We start from the raw sequence: 21,920 nt of genomic DNA on the forward strand, positions 1-21,920 counted from the left end.
AAAACCTGGTGCACATCGGCTCCTGCGCTCGGTAAACAGCCGCGCCGTATAACAGCGGCCCTGAACAATGCAAACGCCCGGCGCGTGGCCGGGCGTTCAGTATATCGGGAAATGCTGCCAAAGGCTCAGGCCTGCGTCATATCACTTCCAGCCCTGACGATCCATCATCATAATGGCCTCGGCTTGCAAACGACCCGCCACTTCGACATTAATTTGATCAGCCTTGAACTCACCCCACGCAGCTACTTCCTGCGACGGCTTCACACCCGGGTTAGCCGGATACTCCTGATTGACCTCAGCAAAGACCTCCTGAGCTGCGGGTGTAGTCATCCACTCCAGCAATTTGATGGCCTCTTCAGGCTGCTGCGAATAGCGGGTAACACCGGCACCGGAAATATTGACATGAACGCCGCGGTCACTCTGATTTGGCCAGAATAAAGCTGCCTTTATTGCGGGATCATCTTTCTGCAACCGACCGAAATAGTAGGTATTGACGATACCTACATCGCACTGGCCCGCATCGATTGAATTAATCAGGGCAGTGTCATCAGGGAAAACCGGCGTGGCCAGATTGCTGACCCAGCCATCGATGACTTCGGCGGTGCGATCGGCACCGAGCGTCTCGATCATGGTTGCGGTCAAGGACTGGTTATACACTTTCTTCGAGGTACGCAGGCAGACCCTCCCTTTCCAGCCGTCGTCAGCTAGCGCCTCGTAGGTGCTCAACTCGGACGGATTGACGCGTTCGGTCGAGTACACAATAGTCCGTGCGCGCAGGGAAAGCCCCGTCCATTGACCACTCTCAGCGCGGTACTGGGCAGGAATATTGGTCTCAATGACATCTGATTTAACTTCGCGCAGTACGCCTTGCTGTTCGGCCTGCCAGAGGTTACCAGCATCAACGGTAATCAACAGATCGGCCGGCGTGTTCTTGCCTTCGGCCTGAAGTCGAGCGAGCAGCGGCGCTTCCTTGTCAGTAATGAAGTTGATCTTCACGCCGGTTTTTTCGGTATAAAGATCGAAGACCGGCTGAATCAAATGGTCCTGACGGGCCGAGTAAACCACAAGCTCCTTGGCTTGGGCGATGCTGGCGAAGGTCGTTAGGGCCAGACTCAGTGCAGCGATGGAACGGATAGCGGACATAGGTTGCGCCTCACAATGGATAAGCAGAACCTAGATGATAATGATTCGAATTTAGTTTAGCAACCAGATGATTAATCACTTTCCTTTTCCAGTGCCAGATCCTTCGCCAGTGTCGGGAGACTGCCGTCGAGTCCCATGGCACGCCGAATTAACATGGATTTCAACTTGCCTTGCTGCTCGAGCCACTGCATACCGGCATTACGCAGCCAGCGCAGAGGTAGTGCATCAGCGTGAAATAACCGTTCGAATCCTTCCATGACCACCATCATTCCAAGGTTGTTGCCCATCCTCCCCCGCTCGTAACGCTGCAAAACGGACAGGTCTGCGATCGACTCACCGCGCTGAATTGCCTCCCGCAGCACATCATTGAGTTCCGCTGCGTCGAGCAAGCCCAGGTTCACCCCCTGCCCTGCCAGCGGATGAATACTGTGTGCCGCATCACCCACAAGAGCCAAGCCAGGCATCACATAGGTTTTCGCATGACGCTGGCGCAGGGCTATCCGGTGACGTGGATCAGTCACCGTGACGCGTCCCAGACGGTGCTCGATGGCCGTTTCTATCTCTGCTGCAAAGGCTCCATTGTCCAATGCCATCATGCGGTCTGCGGCCTCGGGCACTAATGACCAGACAACCGAGCAGTAATGCGCACCCTGCTGATCCATCAACGGCAGGAAAGCCAACGGACCGGTAGGCAAAAATCGCTGCCAGGCCGTTTCTCCATGCGGCTTTGCCACCCGTACGGTGGTCACAATAGCGTGGTGCAGATAATCCCATTCCCGCAGTGCAAAACCGGCAAGCTCGCGGACCTTGGACTTGCCTCCATCGGCAGCGATGACTAACGGCGCAGACACTGTGTCGCCCGAGGTCAGCTTCAACCGCCAGCCCTGCTCCTCACGCACCAGCGTCTCGATGCGGCGCCCACCAAGCATGGTCACTGGCGTCTGGGCCAGGCAGTCAAGCAGCGCTTGCTGAATACGATTGTTCTCGACGATATGACCCAAACGATTTTCGTTCAGCTCATGGGCATCAAAACGAATCTCGCCGGTACCCTCAGCGTCCCACACGCACATTTGCCGGTAGGAGCAGCACCGCTCGGCGACAATCGACGGCCAGGCGCCAAGACGACTGAATATGCGCTCGGAAGCCGCACTTAATGCGCTCACCCGTGGATCATAACCAGACGAGGTCGGGGCCGACTGCTCAGGCTGATCCAGAGGCAAGCCATCCACGATGGCAATCTTCAGCTCAGTGTCAGCCAGCGCCAGCGCCAGCGTGGCGCCAACCATTCCGGCACCAACGATAATCAGATCATAGTCTTGCGCCATGGCATCTATCTCTTAAAAGGGCGGTATACCGGCTTAAATCTTCAAACCCATTGCCTGGCGCGCAAACATTCGACGCGCTGGCGGTAGCAGGTCAAGCCCAAGTAATCCTAGATTCCGTCCCACCGTCAGTAATGGCTGACGGTTACTGAACAAACGTGTCAGGTAATCACTGAAAGCCACGGTCAACTGCTGATCGTTGCGCTGACCGTCGAGATACCCCTGCAACACCTGCAGGTCGCCCAGCGCAATACCCTTGTTGCTGGCAGCGATCAGCTTATCTGCCAGCGCGAGCGTGTCACGCAGGGACAGATTGAACCCCTGTCCGGCGATCGGGTGCAGACTGTGCGCGGCATTACCGAGCACGACTAGATTCGCCCTGACCTGTTCCTGGGCCTCAATCAGATGAAGCGGGTAGCAAACGCGTGCGCCGACTCGGGTAAGCGCCCCCATCCGGTAGCCGAAAGCCTGCTGGAGCGCATGCAGGAACGCATCGTCGGGCAATGCCGCGATTTCATGTGCCTGATGCTCCGGCAAGGTCCATACCAGCGCACTGCGCTGACCAGCGAGCGGTAACAAGGCAAGTGGTCCGGATTCGGTAAAACGCTCGTAAGCTACCGAACCGTGGCCCATTGCACTAGAAATGTTTGCTACTACTGCAGTCTGACCATAGGGGCTAATCTCACGATAAACACCCAACTGATCGAGCAAACCTGAGCGACCGCCATCGGCAAGCACCAATAGACCGGCATTGACCGTCTGACTGCTGCCATCAAGTTCCACATCAAGCTCGTAGCCATCAGACATAGCGCGCGCCGACGTTGCGCGTGCCGGCGCCATCCACTCAACCGCGTCGCTATTCAGTGCTGCCAGCAGAACTTCGCCCAGCCGAGCATTTTCCACCACGTAGCCAAGTGCCGGCACCGATTCCCTTGCCGCGTGCAATCTAGTCACTCCGGGGTGACCACGATCAGACACATGAATGTGCTTGATCGGCTCGACTGTAGCAGCCAGCTGATCCCAAACGCCTAGACGTTCCAATAACAGGCGGCTGCCGTGCGACAGGGCGGTGGAGCGTGAATCATAGCTTGGCTGGACCTGACCTTTCACCGGCGGCTGAGCTTCGACCAAGCGAATCCGCCAACCGCTCTGACGCGCGCAGTCTTGCAGGGCCAGCGCTAGACAAGCCCCGACCATACCCCCGCCAACGATCGTCAGATCACCGCTCACGCAGGCTCACCAGCAGGCTCTCGGGCCAGAGCCATGAGAGCTTCGATCTCATCTGCGCCCTTGGGTACGTCGGCACTGAGAACCTCACAACCCGTCTTGGTGACCAGCACATCATCCTCTATGCGGATGCCGATACCCCGCCATTTGCGCGGAACCGTTTCATCGTCCGGTGCGATGTAAATGCCCGGCTCAACCGTCATAACCATACCGGCCTCCAGCTCCCGCCAGGCTCCGCCAATACGGTAATCCCCCACATCATGCACATCCATGCCCAGCCAATGACCGGCACGGTGCATGTAGAACCGCTTGTAACTCTCGTTGGCGATAAGCTGGTCTATCTCGCCCTGAAGCAGACCCAGTTCAACCAGGCCGGTGGTAATGACCCGTACCGTCGCCTCGTGCGACTCATTCCAGTTACGACCAGGGGCAATCACTTCGAACGCGGCAGCCTGAGCTTGCAGCACGATGTCGTAGATCGCGCGCTGTTCGGTAGAAAAGCGTCCGCTCGCAGGGAAAGTGCGGGTGATGTCGCTAGCATAGCAATCGAGCTCGCAGCCAGCGTCGATCAGAACCAGGTCCCCGTCGCGAATCTGGCTGCTGTTTTCCGTATAATGCAGGATGCAGCCATTGCGACCGGCAGCCACGATTGAAGAGTAGGCCGGATAGCGACTGCCATGTCGCATGAACGTATGCTGCAGCTCGGCCTCCAGCTGATATTCCCATGTGCCCGGCTGACATACCTGCATAGCGCGGATATGGCCTTTAGCCGATATCTGCGCTGCTTCACGCATCACTTTCACTTCTGCGGCGCTTTTGTACAGGCGCATGTCGTGCAGCAGATGATCCAGAGCAACGAATTCGTTCGGCGGTGTTGCCCCGAGCCGCGCCTTGCTGCGGATCACATTGATCCAGTTAGTCAGTAGGCGATCAAAATCCTGATTCGCACCCATCGCGTAGTAAACCCGTTCGCGACCCTCAATCAGCCCGGGCAGAATGTCATCGATATCCGTAATAGGAAAAGCATCATCGGCGCCATATTCGCTGGCTGCGCCTTCCTGCCCGGCGCGATAACCGTCCCACAACTCCCGCTCTTTGTCCTTTTCACGACAAAACAAGACATATTCGCCATGCTCGCGGCCGGGAATGAGCACCGCCACAGCCTCAGTCTCGGGAAAGCCCGTCAGGTACTGGAAGTCACTGTCCTGACGATACTGATATTCCACGTCCCGGTTACGTATCCGGGCCGGGGCTGCCGGCAGCACAGCTATGCTGTTGGGCTCCATCTGTGACATAAGTGCCTTGCGGCGCCGTGCGTATTCCTGTCTGGATATGTGCATGCCTACCTCTGGGATTTTAATGCAATGATGCAGGGGGCTTGGTTTCGCTGTCAGCGTCGGGCTGGCATTCGCTGAACAACATCAACACCGCCATACGCACGTACTCCATGACCTCCATGAAATCGACCTCATTGGCCTCGGATTCTTCCAGGTCGGTCTGCACCTGGGCAATGGCAGCAAAGTCGTGCAGCGCCCCATCCGCCTCCTCGCTCAGTTCGTTGCTGCGCTCGACCAGACCAAAGCCACCCAGGAACCCTTCGCACCACTGCCCTAACGCTTGGGTCCGTCGATCCACAGCTACGCTGTCATCAGGTAACAAAAGAGTGATGTCGAAGCCACTGCCGGCCAGCTCAGCTAGGCTGGCGTCATAAAGCTGAATAACTTGTACCTTTGCCGCCTCAGGAAGACTGACACGGGCATCAAGCAGCTCCTGCACTACGTTCAGCCAGGTCCCGTGATCATACCGGGCGCCGGCAGACAGCCGGCCCACAAGGTGACCATGCAGTTCAGCCGGGAGTACCGAAGCCCCCAGATCGTTAAAAAGCTGGGCGTAACGGTCAAAATCAAATACCGCTGGCATCAATGCCATAAATCAGAGCCTCCAAAGTCAACGTAATCATTATAAAAGCAAATAGGCTTTAAGGAAGGAGCATTATGTTGCGTAATCTACTGCCCCCGGACAGCAGGGTCTAGCGCAGCAGACCTCGGGCTTGCGCTAGCGGATGCAGGTCAGTCTGACACAGGTTTGACCGCCCTGCGGCGCCACTCTATAGTTGCCCAACACCGGGAAGACAGAATGGCGAAAATGGAAGAACCCGATATCAACAAACTGACAGTGAAAGTGGCCCAGCTGATAGACCTCTGCGACCGCCTCCAGCAGCAGAACCAGCATTTGCACGTACAGGAGAAATCCTGGAAAGAAGAGCGGATGCAACTGATTGAAAAGAACGATTTGGCCCGTCAGAAGGTCGAAGCCATGATATCTCGTCTCAAATCCCTGGAGCATGATGCATGAGCACCGCCCTGACAGTCACATTGAACATTCTTGACAAGGAATACCGTGTCAGTTGCCCTCCGGAGGAGCGCAGCAATCTGGAGCAGGCCGCGCGGCACCTGGACACGACCATGCGCGACATACGTAACAGCGGCAAGGTCATTGGCGTAGAGCGTATCGCGGTCATGGCCGCGCTTAATATAAGCCACGACATGCTGACTGGCACTCGCAAGCAGGACAGCGAGCTGGACAACCAACAACGGCAGATCGGCGAACTGGTCAACCGGCTCGATCAGGCACTTTCGCGTCATCAACCCTGATCAATCGTGAACCTGTGCTAATTTTTCTGTATAGTGTTTCTTGTCCCTGGGATGTTTGCCAGCAGGTGATGTCCCTGAGCCGATACTCCTGTAGAAGGAGGCCACGCGTTATTGTCAGTGTGCATGTCCGCATGTCGGAAAGCCTGAGACAATGCCGTGTCCCCCACCTTGAACTTTCGGGTTCAAGGGCTAGCCCGGCAGCGGCATCTCCGGGGACCCTAACATGATATCTTCCCGACGTAAGACGTTACGCAAGGAACTGCGTTCCGCGCGCCGGGCACTTACCCCAGCCCAACAACATCGAGCCAGCAGACAGCTGTTTCAGCGCCTGGCGCAACATCCACTCTTTATTCGAAGTCACCACATTGCTTTTTATCTGGCCAATGATGGCGAGATCGACCCCGGCCTGCTGTTCAATTACGCACAAAGGCTTGGCAAGATCTGCTATCTGCCGGTATTAAGCGAATGGCCGACCACGCGGATGGGGTTCCAGCGCATCCGTCCCGGTCAGCGCTGGAGCCGCAATCGTTTTGGCATCACCGAACCCAAGACAGACAGAAAAGCCCAAACGCGACCCTGGCGACTGAACCTGGTCCTCATGCCCTTGGTGGGCTTTGACGAGCACGGCAACAGACTCGGCATGGGCGGCGGCTTCTATGACAGAATGTTCGCCTATCGCCGCATGCGGAGTAGCTGGGGAGGCCCGCAACTACTGGGACTGGCGCACAGTTGCCAGAAGGTAGAAGTCCTCCCGGTAAAATCCTGGGACATTCCGCTGAACGGCATCGTCACCGACGCAGAGTGCATCCTGTTCTCCACGTCATAAGGATGGCGGGATAACCTGTATCGACGACGATACATTTTTCAGAAAACCCTGAGTGTAACCCGTCGTGACTACCCCCAGACCGAACACGACAACCAGAATCCAAAGCAAATCAGGTTTGCGCCGCACAAAGCACCTCTATAAAAAACTACTTATTATTATTTGAAACCGTTTGCTCAAGTAAATGTCACACAGGTGCTGCCCCCATCGTCGGCACCAACACCTAAGGTGTCCGCAAACGAAGCGAAGTAATTGCGTGAACAAGAACCCGTTTTTAAACCACACCCTTTCGTATGTCAAACCCGGAAAACGAAAATGCTCGCGCGGTTAGTCGTTTGTCACCCCCGCTTAACGCGGACAATTATTACGTTGTTACTAAAGATGGCTCAAACGTCCTGACTAACAGTTTCTGCTGCCCCAAGGCAAAGCCGCCCTTGCTTACTATGTGCCCGTGTATCGCAATGTGATGACAGGATGAATTGACGTTGAACACTTTGATGTTCTCATCTCCGGCGTGTTCCGAGTGGATCATGCACTTCAGGAGTTATTGCGTGGCAACGGCAAGTTTCATCTGAGCATGGCGTTGATAGAGCACGACAAGACCCTCTTCAGTCAACATGTCGGAGGAGACCTCGACGTCAAATGGGTGGTGGGTAGTCCCGTCACGCTGGGAGATAACAAATCTTTTCGCCTCAAGGCCAGGCCCCTCTCGAATCTGATTGCCAGTACCACCAATCACCTGCCGCTGATGATGCTCATCGCCGGTCTGCGCGCAAGCAACGACAAGCTTCGGCTGGAAGTCGACCGGCGCCAGGCAATCGAAGAAAGTCTGCAATAAAACCAGGCTCGGCTCACTCTGATTCTGGACATGACCATCTAATGGCGCCGCCTGACCCGTCACAAAGGTCGTCTAGGTCTACTGATGATCGACGCCGATCATTTCCAACCTTTCAACGACACGCTTGGCCATCAAGCGGGCGACGACGCGTTGAAGCGACTGGCCGAAGCACTCAGCGGCAGTTTACTGCGTGAGCGAAATGCCGTTCGCCGCTGTGGTGGCGAAGAGTTTGTCGTCATCCTGCTCGGAGCAGATCGCGGGCAGTGTTGTAAGGTGACCGAGTATTTGTAACAAGCTGCGGCAGACTTGCACATAGACTATACCGCGAGCGGCAACAACAGACTGTCCGTCAACATTGGCGCAGCATCTGTGCAGCCATCGGCCCAGACCGACCCCGGGAAACTGATCGAAATGGCTAACAAGGCCCTTTATCAGGCCACGACCGGCGGACGTAACCAGGCGCAGATGCGACCGCAGCGAGCGAATCGGTACTGCGCCGAGTCCTTTCAGGCTAAATACAAACGGTATGCCGGATTATCCGTCTCATCCCAATACATGTAGCCGATGCTGTCCAGAGTCTCCGGCACCTTGTGCCTCTCCGCCTCGGCAACTTGCAAGCCGACGACGACCCGACCATAAGCCGCGCCATGATTGCGATAATGAAACATCGAAATATTCCAGCGAGCGCCCAGCTTGTTGAGGAAGTTGAACAGTGCCCCCGGCCGCTCAGGGAACTCGAATCGGTAGACCACCTCATCGGTCACCTGCTCGCAATGGCCACCGACCATATGCCGGATATGCAATTTGGCCAGCTCGTTATCGGTCAGATCAAGGACTGGGAATCCCTGTTTCTGCAGAGTTTCCACCAATACATCACGGGGGTCGAGGTCAGGATGCGTCTGCACTCCGACGAAGATGTGAGCCTCGGCGTTATCGTGAAAGCGATAATTGAATTCAGTGATCGAGCGTTTGCCGATTGCCTGGCAGAACGCCTTGAAGCTGCCCGGCTTTTCCGGGATGGTCACCGCCAATAGCGCCTCACGCTTTTCGCCTATTTCGGCACGCTCGGCCACATGGCGTAAGCGGTCAAAGTTGACGTTAGCGCCAGAGTCGATTGCGATAAATACCTTTTCGCTGCAATTCTCCCGCTCAACGTATTTCTTGATGCCTGCCACGCCAAGACATCCAGCTGGTTCGCAGATGGAGCGCGTATCATCGTAGATATCCTTGATCGCCGCGCACATCTCGTCAGTGGTGACCGTAATCACCTCATCGACGTAATGACGACAGACCTCGAAGGTGTGCTGACCAATCTGCGCAACCGCCACGCCGTCGGCAAACAAGCCGACCTGACTCAGCACAACACGCTCATCGGCTGCCATCGCCGCCTTGAGGCAGGCTGCATCCTCTGGCTCAACACCGATTACCCGAATATCCGGGCGCAGGTATTTTACGTACGCCGCAATCCCAGCGATCAGTCCGCCGCCGCCAACAGGAACAAAAATAGCGTCCAGCTGACCCTGATGCTGACGCAGAATCTCCATCGCAATAGTGCCCTGCCCGGCGATCGTATCGGGATCATCAAAGGGGTGGATATAGACGAGCCCCTTTTCCTTGATCAGCTTCTGCGAGAAAGTCAGAGCCTCGTCAAAAGCATCGCCGTGCAAAACGACTTTGGCCCCCCAGGCCCGTACAGCGCGAACCTTGATTTCCGGTGTAGTACACGGCATCACAATGGTCGCCTTGACCCCCAAATGCCGTGCCGCATACGCCAGACCCTGGGCGTGGTTGCCCGCCGAGGCAGTCACTACACCGCAGGCACGCTGCTCATCGCTGAGCAGCGCAAGCTTGTTGTAGGCCCCGCGAATCTTGAACGAAAAAACCGGCTGCAGGTCCTCGCGCTTGAGCAATACCGTATTACCCAACCGCTCGGACAGAAAGGGCGCAGCATGGATCGGCGTCTCCACCGCGACATCGTATACACGGGAGCTGAGGATCTTTTTTACGTAGGTTTCCAGCATGGGGCTTCGACTTATTCCGGTGAAAAAAGCCAGTCTAGCGAATCGACCGTCCTGCGACTACACGGCGCCATGCCAGTACGCGTATAATTTGCGACTACACATAACGCCGACCAGAGGTATGGACCATGTCCCAGGATGAGTTGAAACAGGCCGTCGGCCAGGCCGCCGTGGATATTCTGCTACCCCATCTGGAGGACAGTAGCATCATAGGGGTGGGCACGGGCTCTACCGCCAACCATTTCATCGACGCCCTGGCAAAGCACAAAGGGTTCTTTGATGGCGCGGTCGCCAGCTCCGAGGCAACCGCTGAACGTCTGAGGCAACACGGTATTCAAGTGCATGACCTCAATAGTGTTGCCAATCTTGATTACTACGTTGATGGCGCCGACGAAGCGAACAAGCATCTAGAGCTGATCAAAGGCGGCGGCGCGGCGCTGACCCGGGAAAAGATCGTTGCCGCGGTAGCTCGTACCTTTATCTGCATTGCCGATGGCAGCAAGCTGGTGGAAACGCTTGGCGCCTTTCCGCTCCCCGTCGAGGTGATCCCGATGGCACGCAGTCACGTGGCCCGGGAGATCGTCAAGCTGGGTGGCGATCCGGTCTATCGCGAAGGCGTGATCACCGATAACGGCAACGTGATTCTGGATGTACATAACATGCAGATCCATGATCCCCGCACACTGGAAGCCCAACTCAATGGGATTGTCGGCGTGGTCAGCAACGGATTGTTCGCCGCGCGACCAGCAGACATCCTCTTGCTGGGTACCCTTGAGGGAGTCAAAACGCTGAAGCGCTAGTTAATCGACCGGCACGAAACGGTAGAAAAGATTAGGCTCGCTTACCACGTAGATCCGCTTGCGGTTGTCAACGGCCAGACCTTCGGCCTGCTTGACCGTTTCGCGCAAGCCGTTCATGCCCTTCCAGAGCCCCAGCAGACTGAGCGGCTGCCCCTCGAGATCATACTCAACGACCATATGTGATTGGTCGCTGAGCAACAAAAGATGACCACTCGGCGCATGCATAGCCAGGGAAGACAGATCACTCATGAAAAGACGCCGGGAGTTATCGGACTTGATCTCGGTAATACTGAGCGCAATCGGCTCACCAGGCAGCGCTTCGACAAAGCCGGTGACGGCCAGAACACGCATCGGATCACGCTCGCGGACAACCAGCAAACGCTGCCTTGCATCATCCCAGGACAAACCCTCTAATCCCTTGTTGCCCGGCTGATCGAGCGCGATCACAAGACTGGGCGCAGAGCCAATATCCAGACTCTGTGTCGTGGCCCTTATGTTGACCAGTGACAGGCGTTGCGTGCGCTCTTCAGCGAGGACATAGCGGTCGCCCGTCACGTGGGTCAAGCCCTCCATGTCGCCAGCGCCGACCACGGGGATGCTGCGCAGTAGCTTCCCCTCCAAGCTCAGCTCGATCACCAGAGCCTCCCCATTGAGTAGCGCAAAAAGTGTATTGGTATCAGCGTTATACGTCAGCGCCGAAAGATCATCGTTCACGCCAGGGACTTCAAGTCCGTCAATATCCACACGATAGCGTCCAAGCGCCAATGCCTGCTCAGGCATTATCTGACGATTGAGATTCCAATTTTGCCACCAGAGGACGTCCAGATTGTTGAACCGCACATAGCCGGCAGCAACTGCCAGGCACAGCAAGACAAGCGCTAGTATGGTTTTTTTCATTGAAGCCCAAATGGATGGCAACTCTTCTGAATTGAAGAGCGGAGGTGCAGACGAACCGACCCAAACCGGTAGCCGGCACTTGTCTGCGGCAATCTAGTCAGTGACATCCGTTGACTGGTCCAGCATCTGCGGGATCTGCAGCCGTAAAGAGTCCTCCGCACGCAACACACCTACCCCGGCGGGCGTTCCAGTGATAACAACATCACCCGGCAACAGGGTAAATACCGTCGCAATCTGGCATAAGAGCGTTAGGATCGGGGTAATCATCTGCGCACTATTGCCCTGCTGACGCACCTCCCCATTGATCTGTAGCTGCAGGCCAATATTATCGAGCTCAGGCACCGAAGCCGCCGGCACGAACAGTGACAAGGGACAAGCACCGTCGAACGCCTTTGCTCGCTCCCATGGGTGGCCATTGCTCTTCAACTGGTCTTGCAGCTCGCGTAGCGTCAAGTCAAGCGCGAGCCCCACCCCGGCAATAGCTGCCCTTGCTTGTGCTTCGCTTACTACACCGGATAAGGTGCTACCAATCAGCAATGCAATTTCGGTCTCGAAATGAATCGGCCCGCGACGGGACTGGAGCACAATAGGGTCGGCCAGAGGTACAACAGCCGTCGTCGGCTTGATAAATAAGAGCGGCTCGGCGGGTATCGGATTATTCAGTTCCCGCGCGTGTTCCGCGTAATTGCGACCCACACACACGACTTTACCTGATGGCAAGTCAGCAGCTGTCCCATCGGTAAAACGGTGCTGATACGACATGCAAACTCCTTGCTCGCTCATTACGAATACGCTCAGGGGAATATCTTGCCCGGATTCATGATTCCGTTGGGATCGAATACCTGCTTGATCGCTTTCATCACTGCGATTTCGGCTTCGCTGCGGCTATAGGTCAGATAATCGCGCTTGGTCATGCCTACGCCGTGCTCGGCGGAGATAGAGCCGTTGTACTTCTGCACAATGTCGAAAACCCACTTATTCACCGCAGCGCAGCGGGTGAAGAATTCATCCTTGGACAGCGTCTCGGGTTTGAGAATGTTCAGATGCAGGTTACCGTCGCCGATATGACCGAACCAGACGATCTCGAAATCTGGATAATGCTCGGCGACAATGGCATCAATGTCGTGCAGAAATGCCGGAACCTTGCCCACGGTAACCGAGATATCGTTCTTGTAGGGAGTCCAGTGCGAGATGGTCTCGGAGATGAACTCGCGTAACTTCCAAAGATTCTGCAGTTGCTGCTCACTCTGACTCATTACGCCGTCCAGCACCCAACCCTGCTCGACGCAATGCTCGAACGTCGCGAGCGCCTCGTCGGCTATATCTTCATTCAATGCTTCAAATTCGAGCAGCGCATAGAAGGGACAATCGGTTTCGAAAGGCGCGGGCACATCGCCCCGACCCATAATCTTGGCCATGGCCTTGTCGGAAAAAAACTCGAATGCGGTCAGATCGACCCTGTTCTGAAATGCGTGGAGTACCGGCATGATCGAATCAAAGTCGGGCGTACCGAGCACCATTGCAGTCAGATTGCGTGGCGCGCGCTCTAGCCGCATGGTGGCCTCTACAACAAAACCTAGGGTTCCTTCCGCGCCGATGAATAGCTGACGCAGATCATAGCCAGTCGCATTTTTGATCAGATCCTTGTTCAGCTCCAGCAGCTCACCTGCCCCGGTCACTACTTTGAGACCGGCGACCCAGTTGCGTGTCATACCGTAGCGAATCACTTTGATACCGCCGGCATTGGTGCCTATGTTACCGCCGATCTGACTGGAGCCAGCGGATGCAAAATCCACCGGGTAATAAAGACCCTTGTCTTCTGCGAACTGCTGCAATTGCGCAGTAATCACGCCAGGCTGACAGACCACGGTGCGATCGAACTCGTTGAATTCGGTGATCTGGTTCATGTAGTCGAAGGACACGACAATTTCGCCATTGGCCGCCACTGCCGCTGCGGACAGGCCTGTGCGCCCACCCGAAGGCACCAGCGCCAGCTTTTGTTCATTGGCAAACCTGACCAGCGCTTGCACCTGCTCGGTGCTTTTGGGAAAGACAATGGCTAGCGGCGCGGGCTCAAAATGCTTGGTCCAGTCCTTACCCCAGGTGTTCAACGACTCAGCATCGGTGCGCACCTTATCGGCATCTACCAGCGTTTTGAGGATGGCAATAATCGCATCTAGGGTCATGGTCGGCTCTCGAACGGAATTCATGCGGCACCTGAAGACTTTTCATCCAGGGACAGGCAGCAAAAAAGAGAGATTATGCTAGCATACGCAGCTTATGAAACAGGACTGTTGCTGCGACAAAAAGCGTCACAGAATCCTGCACGCCTATCTTAATCCGCATTACGGGTATCCGACATCATGAACAAAACCTCGCTGGACAAAAGCAAGATCAAGTTTCTGCTCCTCGAGGGCGTGCATCAGACCGCCGTCGATACGCTCAAGGCTGCCGGTTACACCAACATCGAATATCACACCGGATCGCTGCCGGAGGACCAGCTCAAGGAATCGATAGCGGAAGCGCATTTCATTGGCATCCGCTCGCGCACACAGTTGACTGCTGAGGTGTTCAGTCATGCCCATAAGTTGGTCGCGGTAGGCTGTTTTTGCATTGGCACCAATCAGGTCGACCTGACCGCCGCAATGGAAATGGGCGTAGCGGTTTTCAACGCACCCTATTCCAATACCCGCTCTGTAGCCGAGCTGGTATTGGCTGAAGCGATCCTGTTGCTGCGTGGCATCCCGGAAAAGAATGCCTCCTGCCACCGCGGCGGCTGGATCAAAAGCGCGGACAACTCATACGAGATCCGCGGCAAGAAGCTGGGGATTGTGGGGTACGGTTCGATCGGCACTCAGTTGTCTGTTCTGGCCGAAGGCCTTGGCATGCAAGTTTTCTTCTATGACGTAGTCGCCAAGCTGCCGCTGGGTAATGCTGTGCAGGTTGCATCGCTGCATGAATTACTGGGTATGGCCGATATAGTTACCTTGCATGTACCGGAAACTGCTGCCACAAAGTGGATGATGGGCGAGAAGGAAATTCGGGCAATGAAGCCCGGTGGCATTCTGATCAACGCAGCACGGGGCACCGTGGTAGAGATCGATGCTCTTGCCGATGCGTTACGCGACAAGCACCTCAATGGTGCAGCAATCGATGTATTTCCGGTCGAGCCACGCTCCAACAAGGAAGAATTTGTTAGCCCCTTGCGCGAGTTTGATAACTGCATCCTGACCCCCCACATCGGCGGCTCAACACTGGAAGCCCAGGCCAATATCGGACTAGAAGTGGCCGAGAAGCTGGTGCGTTACAGCGATAACGGCACTTCCATCACCTCGGTCAACTTCCCCGAGGTGGCGCTGCCCTCGCATCCGGGCATGCATCGCCTGCTGCACATCCACCAGAACGTGCCTGGCGTGATGAGCGAGATCAACCAAGTATTCGCGGCCAACGATATCAACATATGCGGGCAGTTCTTGCAGACTAACGAAAAGGTCGGCTATGTGGTCATCGACGTAGCCGCAGCCGCGTCGGAACTGGCACTGGAAAAGGTTCAGCAGGTTAAAGGTACAATACGGGCGCGCGTATTGTTCTAAGCCTACGTTGCTCGGGCGATCTGCTAACGCAACAGCGGGTTGTCCGGGCGCCGGCGAAACCAGCCCACCAGGCTGGCGCGCTCCCTGTTAGCCGCCAGCACTTCGTGCACGATGCTCTCACTCATGAATACCGCCAGCGTTCCAGCGCGTGGAGCTACATCATGCGCTCCTTCCTCCAGATGCAGCCGCAGCTCCCCCCCATCGCCTGGCAGCCACGCTCGATTGAGATACACTACAACCGAAACCTGACGCAGGGGACTACCTTTAAATCGATCCAGATGCTTGCGATAACCCGCTCCGGGCGGGTAGAGCGCATAGTGCGTTTCAAAGCTGTCTAGACCAATAAATAGACTGCGATTTAGCGCCGCCCGCAAGTCATCCATGATCTGCAGGAACTTGGCCCCGGCCTCAGTGGGCGGACAATCATCCAACCAACGAGTGTAGTCCCCCCGGATGGAAGGAATAATCAGTTCTTCTCCAGCTGGACCTACAGCCGCCGGGGTCAGATCTTCCTGATGCCACAACGCGTGACAGATGGCGCCAAGCTGATCGATCAAAGCGTCTGGCAACACCCTCTCCTGAACCGACCAGTGGCGGACCACAAGATCATCGGCGATGCGCTCGAAGCAATCGCTGAGTGCAGTAGGGAACTCGGACATGGTAATGAACTCGAATATTGCGTTGAATGTTACGCTAGGAAAAGTCGTCGGGCCCAAATCACAGGGACGCCCAGCCAGGCCGCAGGACCGGCGCATTGTATCCTCTGGCGCTGGCGCAGCAAGCCTGTTGAGGCTTATGGAATCACCCCTACTCACCATTGCGAGATCTTATGCGCCTTAAACCGATTCATCTGTTAGCCATGACACTGCTCATCAGTGTTGCCCTCATCGCCATGTCAGCCCGCGCCCAATCCCCCGCGCCAGCGCAGCTCTATGATGTGTCAGGCATGGCCACTCACCAGAAACACTTCCAGGACGCACTGAGCGCCGCTCAACAACGGTATGCCCAGCAACTGCCTGCCAATCTACACGCCACCCTAGTGCGGCAAAGCAACCTGCGTTTCAACCCCGTAGCCATGCAGGACCGCGCCCGGAGCCGTCTGGCGGTTTCGTTGCCCAATGCTGCCCATATTAAAGCGATGGACTTCTATCGTAGCCCCCTTGGCCGCAAGGTCGTGACGCTGGAAACGCGCGCGACAGCACCGACTTCGGTAAAGGAAATGCAGCGCGGTATACCGCAGCAACAAGTTGATCCGCAGCGCTACACTCTGGTTCGACAGCTAAGTAATAGCTTGCCGGCGCTGGAGGTCGGCGTGGAGGTGTCCATGGCTTTGGCGGGGCTGGCCACAGAAAGTGCAAATGAACTGCTAGGCGGTCTTTTTCAAGTGCCTGTTGATCTGGTCAGCACCCGACGCCAGGATATCCGCAACCAGATGGCGCCGGACCTACCCGACACACTGGCCTATGTATATCGCGACCTGAGCGACACGGAATTACAAGAGTATCTAAACTGGAGCCAGTCGGAGGCGGGACAGGCCACTTTCCACGCCATGGAGCTAGCTGCCAAGGATGCACTCAATCCCTGACCGGCATGCGCGTCTTAGATTTCCAGCTCGTGGGCGAGCCAGGCTAGATACTGCCGACGGATAAGCTCGCCCTCGTTTGCCAGGTGATGGCGCGCATGAGGCAGAAAGAAAATCTCAGGCTTATCGAACTTCTGGCCCAGCACACGCATATTGTGTTGCCAGTCCACTGTACCGTCCATCTGGCCCTGTATTACCAGCGGGCGTAATCCACTGGGGCTTGCCTGTTCGATGCGCGGAATCCATTTTTCCAGCGCCAGTACCCATGCCACCGGAAGGACCTGTGACTGGAGCGGGTCTCGCTCGCGAATGAAGTCGAGAAATGCCTGATCCGTCGAATTGTCAGTAAAACGTCGGCCAAATTGCTGTACGAAGCCACTGAGCAATCGCAGACTGACCTGTGAGACACCCCATTTGCGCGGCCTGACCAGCGGAGCCATGAGAACGGTACGCCCAAGCTCTTCCGGTAATGGGCCATGGAGCAGCTTATCAATCAGGATCGCCCCACCCGTGCTCTGACCCAGCAAATGCCAAGGCGCCGGCAGTCGCCAGCCTGAAGCATGAATAAGCACCTCATCAAGCACCTTTTGATAGCGCAGAAAACAGTCGATACTGGCCCGCTTGCCACTGGACAGACCATGACCTGGCAGATCAAATGCCATGACCGCCAAATCACGCTGCAACGCCCAGTTGATCAGATGTCGGTAAAGCCCCATATGGTCGTAATAACCATGCAGGATGATCAACGTGCCACGGGGCTGGGGTGGTAACCAGACCTGTACGGCGACACTGAACTCATCAACCTGAATACGTCCAAGATGCTGGTGCACCTGATCGCTGAAATCAATACCGTAATAAGCGGCGTAACGCCGCGCTGACGCATCCAGCTTTCGCCCGGGTTCCAATTCGGGTAACTGCTCGACCAGCAAGTCCAAAAAAACCTGATTCATTCACATCTCGACGGGTCATTGGGCGAAAGCCCGTTTTTTAATGGGCCGATACGTTTTTCCTGAATCCAATACAGCGAGCGATCCGTATGCGTGTCTCTAACATGATTTGCAATCGATCATCGTGTAACATGCTGCGTTTCCAAATTCCACACCTGGCGCACCTTTGCGCAGGTTGTCTGCAGAGTGAGGGTTTTCCATGACTGAACGCGTCCAAGTCGGCAGCCTCCAGGTTGCCAAGGTTCTCCACGATTTCATCAATCAGCAAGCCATTCCAGGCAGCGGCGTCGATTCTGCGACCTTCTGGTCCGGCTTTGAAACCCTGATCACCGATCTGGCGCCCAAGAACAAGGCCTTGCTTACCAAGCGCGACGACCTTCAGGCGCAAATCGATTCATGGCATCAGCAGCGCGCGGGTCAGGCTCATGACGCTTCCGCCTACAAAGCGTTCCTGCAGGATATCGGTTATCTTCTCCCTGAGCCCGATGATTTTCAGGCCACTACCAGCAATGTCGATGCAGAAATTGCCACGATGGCTGGCCCACAACTGGTCGTGCCTGTCATGAACGCACGCTTTGCATTGAACGCAGCAAACGCCCGCTGGGGCTCTTTGTACGATGCGTTGTACGGTACTGACGCCATTTCCGAAGCCGATGGCGCCACCAAAGGCCCAGGCTATAACGAAATACGCGGCAACAAGGTCATTGCATTCGCCCGAGCATTCCTAGATCTGGCAGCACCACTGGCGAAAGGTTCCCATGTGGACTCGACCGGCTACGTGATCAATGACGGTCAGCTCTCTGTTGCACTGCAAAACGGCACGCACACAGGCCTGAAGGATAACAACCAACTGGCTGGCTATAGCGGCCAGGCCGGCCAGCCCCAAGGCGTATTGCTGAAGCATAACGGACTGCATTTCGAAATTCAGTTTGATCCGGCCAGCAACGTTGGCCAGACCGATGCAGCCGGGATCAAGGATGTGTTGATGGAGTCTGCACTGACTACCATCATGGACTGTGAAGATTCGGTTGCAGCAGTCGATGCCGAGGACAAGACCATCATCTACAGCAACTGGCTGGGCTTGATGAAAGGTGACCTGGCCGAGAGCGTCGCCAAGGGCGGCAGCAGCTTCACCCGCACCATGAATCCGGATCGCGAGTACACCCAGCCTGATGGCTCAACACTGACACTGCACGGCCGCTCGTTGCTGTTTGTGCGCAATGTTGGCCACCTGATGACCAACAATGCCATTCTCGACAACAACGGCAATGAAGTGCCCGAGGGTATCATGGACGGCGTGGTGACCAGCCTGATCGCGATGCACAACCTCAACGGCAATACCAGCCGCAAGAATACCCGTACCGGTTCGGTGTATATCGTCAAGCCGAAAATGCACGGCCCCGAAGAGGTTGCTTTCACCACCGAACTGTTCGGTCGGGTGGAAGACATGCTCGGCATGCCTCACAACACGCTGAAAGTTGGCATTATGGATGAGGAGCGGCGCACCACGGTCAACCTCAAGGCATGCATCAAGGCTGCCAGCGAGCGGGTAGCCTTTATTAATACTGGCTTTCTCGATCGTACCGGTGACGAAATCCATACATCGATGGAAGCAGGGCCGTTCATCCGCAAGGGCGAAATCAAGGGCGCCAAGTGGATTGGAGCCTACGAGAACAACAACGTCGACATCGGCCTGGCAACCGGGCTCAAGGGCCGCGCCCAGATCGGTAAGGGCATGTGGGCCATGCCCGACCTGATGGCCGCGATGCTAGAGCAAAAGATCGGGCATCCGATGGCAGGCGCCAACACTGCTTGGGTTCCCTCTCCCACCGCGGCAACCTTGCATGCATTGCATTATCACAAGGTCAATGTCGCCCAGCGTCAGGACGAACTGGCTACCCGCACCCCGGCATCAGTCGACGACATCCTGACTATTCCGTTGGCGGAAAAGACTGACTGGTCGGCCAAGGCAATCCAGCAGGAGCTGGATAACAATGCCCAAGGCATCCTCGGTTACGTGGTCCGCTGGATTGACCATGGCGTAGGCTGCTCCAAGGTTCCAGACATTAATGACGTCGGCCTGATGGAAGACCGTGCGACCCTGCGCATCTCAAGCCAACACATCGCTAACTGGCTCCGCCATGGCATCTGCACTAAAGAGCAGGTAATGGAGACCATGAAGCGTATGGCGGCCGTGGTCGACCGGCAGAACGAGCACGACTCTGCCTACAAGCCAATGGCTGCAGATTTTGATGACAGCATTGCATTCCAAGCCGCTATCGAGCTGTGCATCGAAGGCACCATTCAGCCAAATGGTTATACCGAGCCGGTTCTGCACCGTCGGCGCCGCGAATTCAAGGCACGCTACGGCTGCTGATAACGTTGCACAAAAAACCCGGCTCAGGCCGGGTTTTTTTGTGCAACGCTCAAGCTATTTTTCAATGCTTGAGGATCACATACAGGGCATGGATGATGCCAGGAATGAACCCGAACAGCGTAAGCAGAATGTTCAGCCAGAAATGGCCCTTAAAACCTACTTCAAGAAAAACACCGACGGGCGGTAAAAGAATGGAAAATATAATCTTGATCGGGTCGGTTGCGGTCACTGCCATGGTCTGCCCTCTGTCAATAATGAATATATTACAAATCATAGACGCTAGATAAAAAACGACCAGCAGCGACGGAAATATTTCACTACCGAACCAGGCACGGCTGTCGTCATAAATCTGTGCTACAAGCTGAACACCAACCGTTTGAGTGAGACCGGAATGACCCCAATATCGTTTCGCGAAGCGACCGCCGTATGGTGGCGCATTGGCTTGCTGAGCTTTGGCGGCCCGGCCGGACAGATCGCACTGATGCACCGGATTCTCGTGGAGGAAAAAGGCTGGCTCGATGAAGCGCGGTTCCTGCACGCACTTAACTACTGCATGTTGTTGCCGGGGCCGGAGGCGCAGCAACTGGCAACCTATGTCGGATGGTTATTGCACGGTGTAAAAGGGGGTGTGGTGGCTGGCGTATTGTTTATCCTGCCGGGCGCCGCCGCGATCCTGATATTGTCCTGGCTATATGTATTACTGGGTGACCTGACCCTGGTAGAAGGCTTGTTCTTCGGTCTCAAGGCCGCGGTGCTGGCGATCGTTGCACAGGCGTTGCTGCGTATCGCCGGCCGAGCACTGCAAGGCACTCTCAAACCCCTGCTGGCCATAGCCGCATTTGTCGCCCTCTTCGCCTTCAATTTGCCTTTTCCACTGGTTGTGATCAGTGCGGGGCTTATCGGCTATTTGAGCGCACGTTTATTCCCCGGCAGACAGAACACGACCGTCGAACTTGATCTGGACGTTACTGTGCGACCCGGAACGCGAAGCGCGGCGCTTACATGTCTGCTGCTGTGGATCGGAACGCTGACCGTATTGCATGCGGTGCTGGGCGATGAAAGCGTATTCACCCAGATAGGCAGTTTTTTCTCGAAGATGGCACTCATTACCTTCGGTGGCGCCTATGCGGTTCTCTCTTATGTCGCACAACAGGGCGTTGAGCATTACGCATGGCTGCAGCCGGGTGAAATGCTTGATGGCCTGGCGATGGCAGAAACCACACCCGGCCCGCTGATTCTGGTGACCCAGTTCGTCGGTTTTCTTGCAGCATTACGCGACGGTCTGCAGCCAAGCTTGCTGGCGGCCACGGTGGGCGCAATGCTGACACTGTGGGTGACTTTCCTGCCCTGCTTCCTTTGGATATTCGCTGGTGCGCCCTATGTAGAAAAATTGCGCGGCAATCGAGCCTTGTCCGCAGCACTCGCCGCAATCACCGCCGCGGTGGTCGGTGTGATCGCCAATCTGGCGTTGTGGTTTGCACTCAATGCACTGTTTGCAGAGCACTGGCGACTGACCGACTTCGGTCTTGACCTGCTGACACCACGATTGGCCAGTGTGAATTTGCCATTACTGAGCATCTCCATGATCGCCTTTGTATTGGTTTTCGTTGCAAGAATGCGCATGCTGCCCTTGCTAGGCACATGCGCGGCAATAGGTATCGGCTGGAGGCTTCTCACGGCCTCTGCCGGATAACGCCCC

21 protein-coding genes, 1 other RNA gene and 1 pseudogene are annotated in these 21,920 nt (G+C 56.0%); 11 read left to right on the top strand and 12 right to left on the bottom strand.

Annotated elements, in window-relative coordinates; all coding sequences use genetic code 11:
• Positions 1-141: 141 nt before the first annotated feature.
• From ACJAXR_RS02955 to ACJAXR_RS02975, 5 genes are all read right to left on the bottom strand, one after another.
• Positions 142-1,143, bottom strand: a complete 1,002-nt coding sequence (locus tag ACJAXR_RS02955; protein WP_415056742.1) for an extracellular solute-binding protein — start codon at positions 1,141-1,143, stop codon at positions 142-144.
• 71 nt (positions 1,144-1,214) lie between these two features.
• Positions 1,215-2,468: an FAD-dependent monooxygenase gene (locus ACJAXR_RS02960; RefSeq protein ID WP_415056743.1), complete on the bottom strand. Its 1,254-nt coding sequence runs from the start codon at positions 2,466-2,468 to the stop codon at positions 1,215-1,217.
• 33 nt (positions 2,469-2,501) lie between these two features.
• Positions 2,502-3,695, bottom strand: coding sequence for a 2-octaprenyl-6-methoxyphenyl hydroxylase (gene ubiH / locus ACJAXR_RS02965; protein WP_415056744.1), 1,194 nt, complete (start codon positions 3,693-3,695; stop codon positions 2,502-2,504).
• Positions 3,692-5,032, bottom strand: coding sequence for a Xaa-Pro aminopeptidase (pepP, locus tag ACJAXR_RS02970; protein ID WP_415056745.1), 1,341 nt, complete (start codon positions 5,030-5,032; stop codon positions 3,692-3,694). The genes ubiH and pepP overlap by 4 nt, the downstream gene beginning before the upstream one ends.
• 16 nt (positions 5,033-5,048) lie before the next feature.
• Complete coding sequence (locus tag ACJAXR_RS02975) at positions 5,049-5,621, bottom strand: UPF0149 family protein (protein WP_415056746.1); 573 nt, start codon at positions 5,619-5,621, stop codon at positions 5,049-5,051.
• A gap of 216 nt (positions 5,622-5,837) precedes the next feature.
• Between ACJAXR_RS02975 and ACJAXR_RS02980 the strand changes: the two genes are divergently transcribed.
• The 6 genes and pseudogenes from ACJAXR_RS02980 (at position 5,838) to ACJAXR_RS03005 (ending at position 8,568) form a co-directional block, all read left to right on the top strand.
• Positions 5,838-6,047, top strand: a complete 210-nt coding sequence (locus ACJAXR_RS02980) for a TIGR02449 family protein (RefSeq protein ID WP_415056972.1) — start codon at positions 5,838-5,840, stop codon at positions 6,045-6,047.
• Positions 6,044-6,346: a cell division protein ZapA gene (locus ACJAXR_RS02985; protein ID WP_415056747.1), complete on the top strand. Its 303-nt coding sequence runs from the start codon at positions 6,044-6,046 to the stop codon at positions 6,344-6,346. The genes ACJAXR_RS02980 and ACJAXR_RS02985 overlap by 4 nt, the downstream gene beginning before the upstream one ends.
• 40 nt (positions 6,347-6,386) lie before the next feature.
• Positions 6,387-6,566, top strand: a non-coding RNA gene (gene ssrS / locus ACJAXR_RS02990) — 6S RNA.
• 3 nt (positions 6,567-6,569) lie between these two features.
• Positions 6,570-7,172 (top strand): 5-formyltetrahydrofolate cyclo-ligase, encoded by a 603-nt coding sequence (locus tag ACJAXR_RS02995; protein ID WP_415056748.1) that lies wholly within the window; start codon positions 6,570-6,572, stop codon positions 7,170-7,172.
• A gap of 520 nt (positions 7,173-7,692) precedes the next feature.
• Positions 7,693-8,007 (top strand): hypothetical protein, encoded by a 315-nt coding sequence (locus tag ACJAXR_RS03000; RefSeq protein ID WP_415056749.1) that lies wholly within the window; start codon positions 7,693-7,695, stop codon positions 8,005-8,007.
• A gap of 51 nt (positions 8,008-8,058) precedes the next feature.
• Positions 8,059-8,568, top strand: a pseudogene (locus tag ACJAXR_RS03005) (GGDEF domain-containing protein).
• On the opposite strand, the gene ilvA reads toward ACJAXR_RS03005, so the two are convergent.
• On the bottom strand, positions 8,514-10,028 hold the full coding sequence (gene ilvA, locus ACJAXR_RS03010; protein WP_415056750.1) for a threonine ammonia-lyase, biosynthetic: 1,515 nt from the start codon (positions 10,026-10,028) through the stop codon (positions 8,514-8,516). The pseudogene ACJAXR_RS03005 and the gene ilvA overlap by 55 nt on opposite strands.
• A 125-nt stretch (positions 10,029-10,153) precedes the next feature.
• On the opposite strand from ilvA, the gene rpiA reads away from it, so the two are divergent.
• Positions 10,154-10,825 (top strand): ribose-5-phosphate isomerase RpiA, encoded by a 672-nt coding sequence (gene rpiA, locus ACJAXR_RS03015; RefSeq protein WP_415056751.1) that lies wholly within the window; start codon positions 10,154-10,156, stop codon positions 10,823-10,825.
• Here rpiA and ACJAXR_RS03020 read toward each other — a convergent pair whose 3' ends face one another.
• The 3 genes from ACJAXR_RS03020 to ACJAXR_RS03030 all read right to left on the bottom strand — a co-directional run bounded on the left by ACJAXR_RS03020 (position 10,826) and on the right by ACJAXR_RS03030 (position 13,908).
• Positions 10,826-11,722, bottom strand: coding sequence for an SdiA-regulated domain-containing protein (locus ACJAXR_RS03020; protein WP_415056752.1), 897 nt, complete (start codon positions 11,720-11,722; stop codon positions 10,826-10,828). It abuts the gene before it with no gap.
• 93 nt (positions 11,723-11,815) lie between these two features.
• Positions 11,816-12,484, bottom strand: coding sequence for a fumarylacetoacetate hydrolase family protein (locus ACJAXR_RS03025; RefSeq protein WP_415056753.1), 669 nt, complete (start codon positions 12,482-12,484; stop codon positions 11,816-11,818).
• 32 nt (positions 12,485-12,516) lie between these two features.
• Complete coding sequence (locus ACJAXR_RS03030; RefSeq protein WP_415056973.1) at positions 12,517-13,908, bottom strand: FAD-binding oxidoreductase; 1,392 nt, start codon at positions 13,906-13,908, stop codon at positions 12,517-12,519.
• A 177-nt stretch (positions 13,909-14,085) separates the two neighbouring features.
• Between ACJAXR_RS03030 and serA the strand changes: the two genes are divergently transcribed.
• Complete coding sequence (serA, locus tag ACJAXR_RS03035; protein WP_415056754.1) at positions 14,086-15,315, top strand: phosphoglycerate dehydrogenase; 1,230 nt, start codon at positions 14,086-14,088, stop codon at positions 15,313-15,315.
• A 23-nt stretch (positions 15,316-15,338) separates the two neighbouring features.
• Here the strand turns inward: serA and ACJAXR_RS03040 are convergent, their stop codons facing one another.
• Positions 15,339-15,974 carry a 2OG-Fe(II) oxygenase gene (locus tag ACJAXR_RS03040; protein WP_415056974.1) on the bottom strand — a complete coding sequence of 212 codons (636 nt, stop codon included), beginning with the start codon at positions 15,972-15,974 and terminating at the stop codon, positions 15,339-15,341.
• Between the two features lie 170 nt (positions 15,975-16,144).
• On the opposite strand from ACJAXR_RS03040, the gene ACJAXR_RS03045 reads away from it, so the two are divergent.
• Complete coding sequence (locus tag ACJAXR_RS03045; RefSeq protein WP_415056755.1) at positions 16,145-16,900, top strand: DUF2059 domain-containing protein; 756 nt, start codon at positions 16,145-16,147, stop codon at positions 16,898-16,900.
• A 14-nt stretch (positions 16,901-16,914) separates the two neighbouring features.
• Here the strand turns inward: ACJAXR_RS03045 and ACJAXR_RS03050 are convergent, their stop codons facing one another.
• Positions 16,915-17,847, bottom strand: coding sequence for an alpha/beta hydrolase (locus ACJAXR_RS03050; RefSeq protein WP_415056756.1), 933 nt, complete (start codon positions 17,845-17,847; stop codon positions 16,915-16,917).
• Positions 17,848-18,043: 196 nt separating this feature from the next.
• Between ACJAXR_RS03050 and ACJAXR_RS03055 the strand changes: the two genes are divergently transcribed.
• The gene (locus tag ACJAXR_RS03055) at positions 18,044-20,221 is read left to right on the top strand and encodes a malate synthase G (RefSeq protein WP_415056757.1); all 2,178 of its coding nucleotides are present in this window, start codon (positions 18,044-18,046) and stop codon (positions 20,219-20,221) included.
• A gap of 61 nt (positions 20,222-20,282) precedes the next feature.
• Here the strand turns inward: ACJAXR_RS03055 and ACJAXR_RS03060 are convergent, their stop codons facing one another.
• Positions 20,283-20,456, bottom strand: a complete 174-nt coding sequence (locus ACJAXR_RS03060; protein WP_415056758.1) for a YqaE/Pmp3 family membrane protein — start codon at positions 20,454-20,456, stop codon at positions 20,283-20,285.
• A 156-nt stretch (positions 20,457-20,612) separates the two neighbouring features.
• Between ACJAXR_RS03060 and chrA the strand changes: the two genes are divergently transcribed.
• A complete protein-coding gene (gene chrA / locus ACJAXR_RS03065) occupies positions 20,613-21,914 on the top strand; it encodes a chromate efflux transporter (protein ID WP_415056759.1) in 1,302 nt (433 codons plus the stop codon).
• Positions 21,915-21,920: the final 6 nt, after the last annotated feature.

Origin of the sequence: Halopseudomonas sp. (assembly GCF_047631575.1) — a bacterium.
In the GTDB taxonomy this organism is placed as follows: Bacteria; Pseudomonadota; Gammaproteobacteria; order Pseudomonadales; family Pseudomonadaceae; genus Halopseudomonas.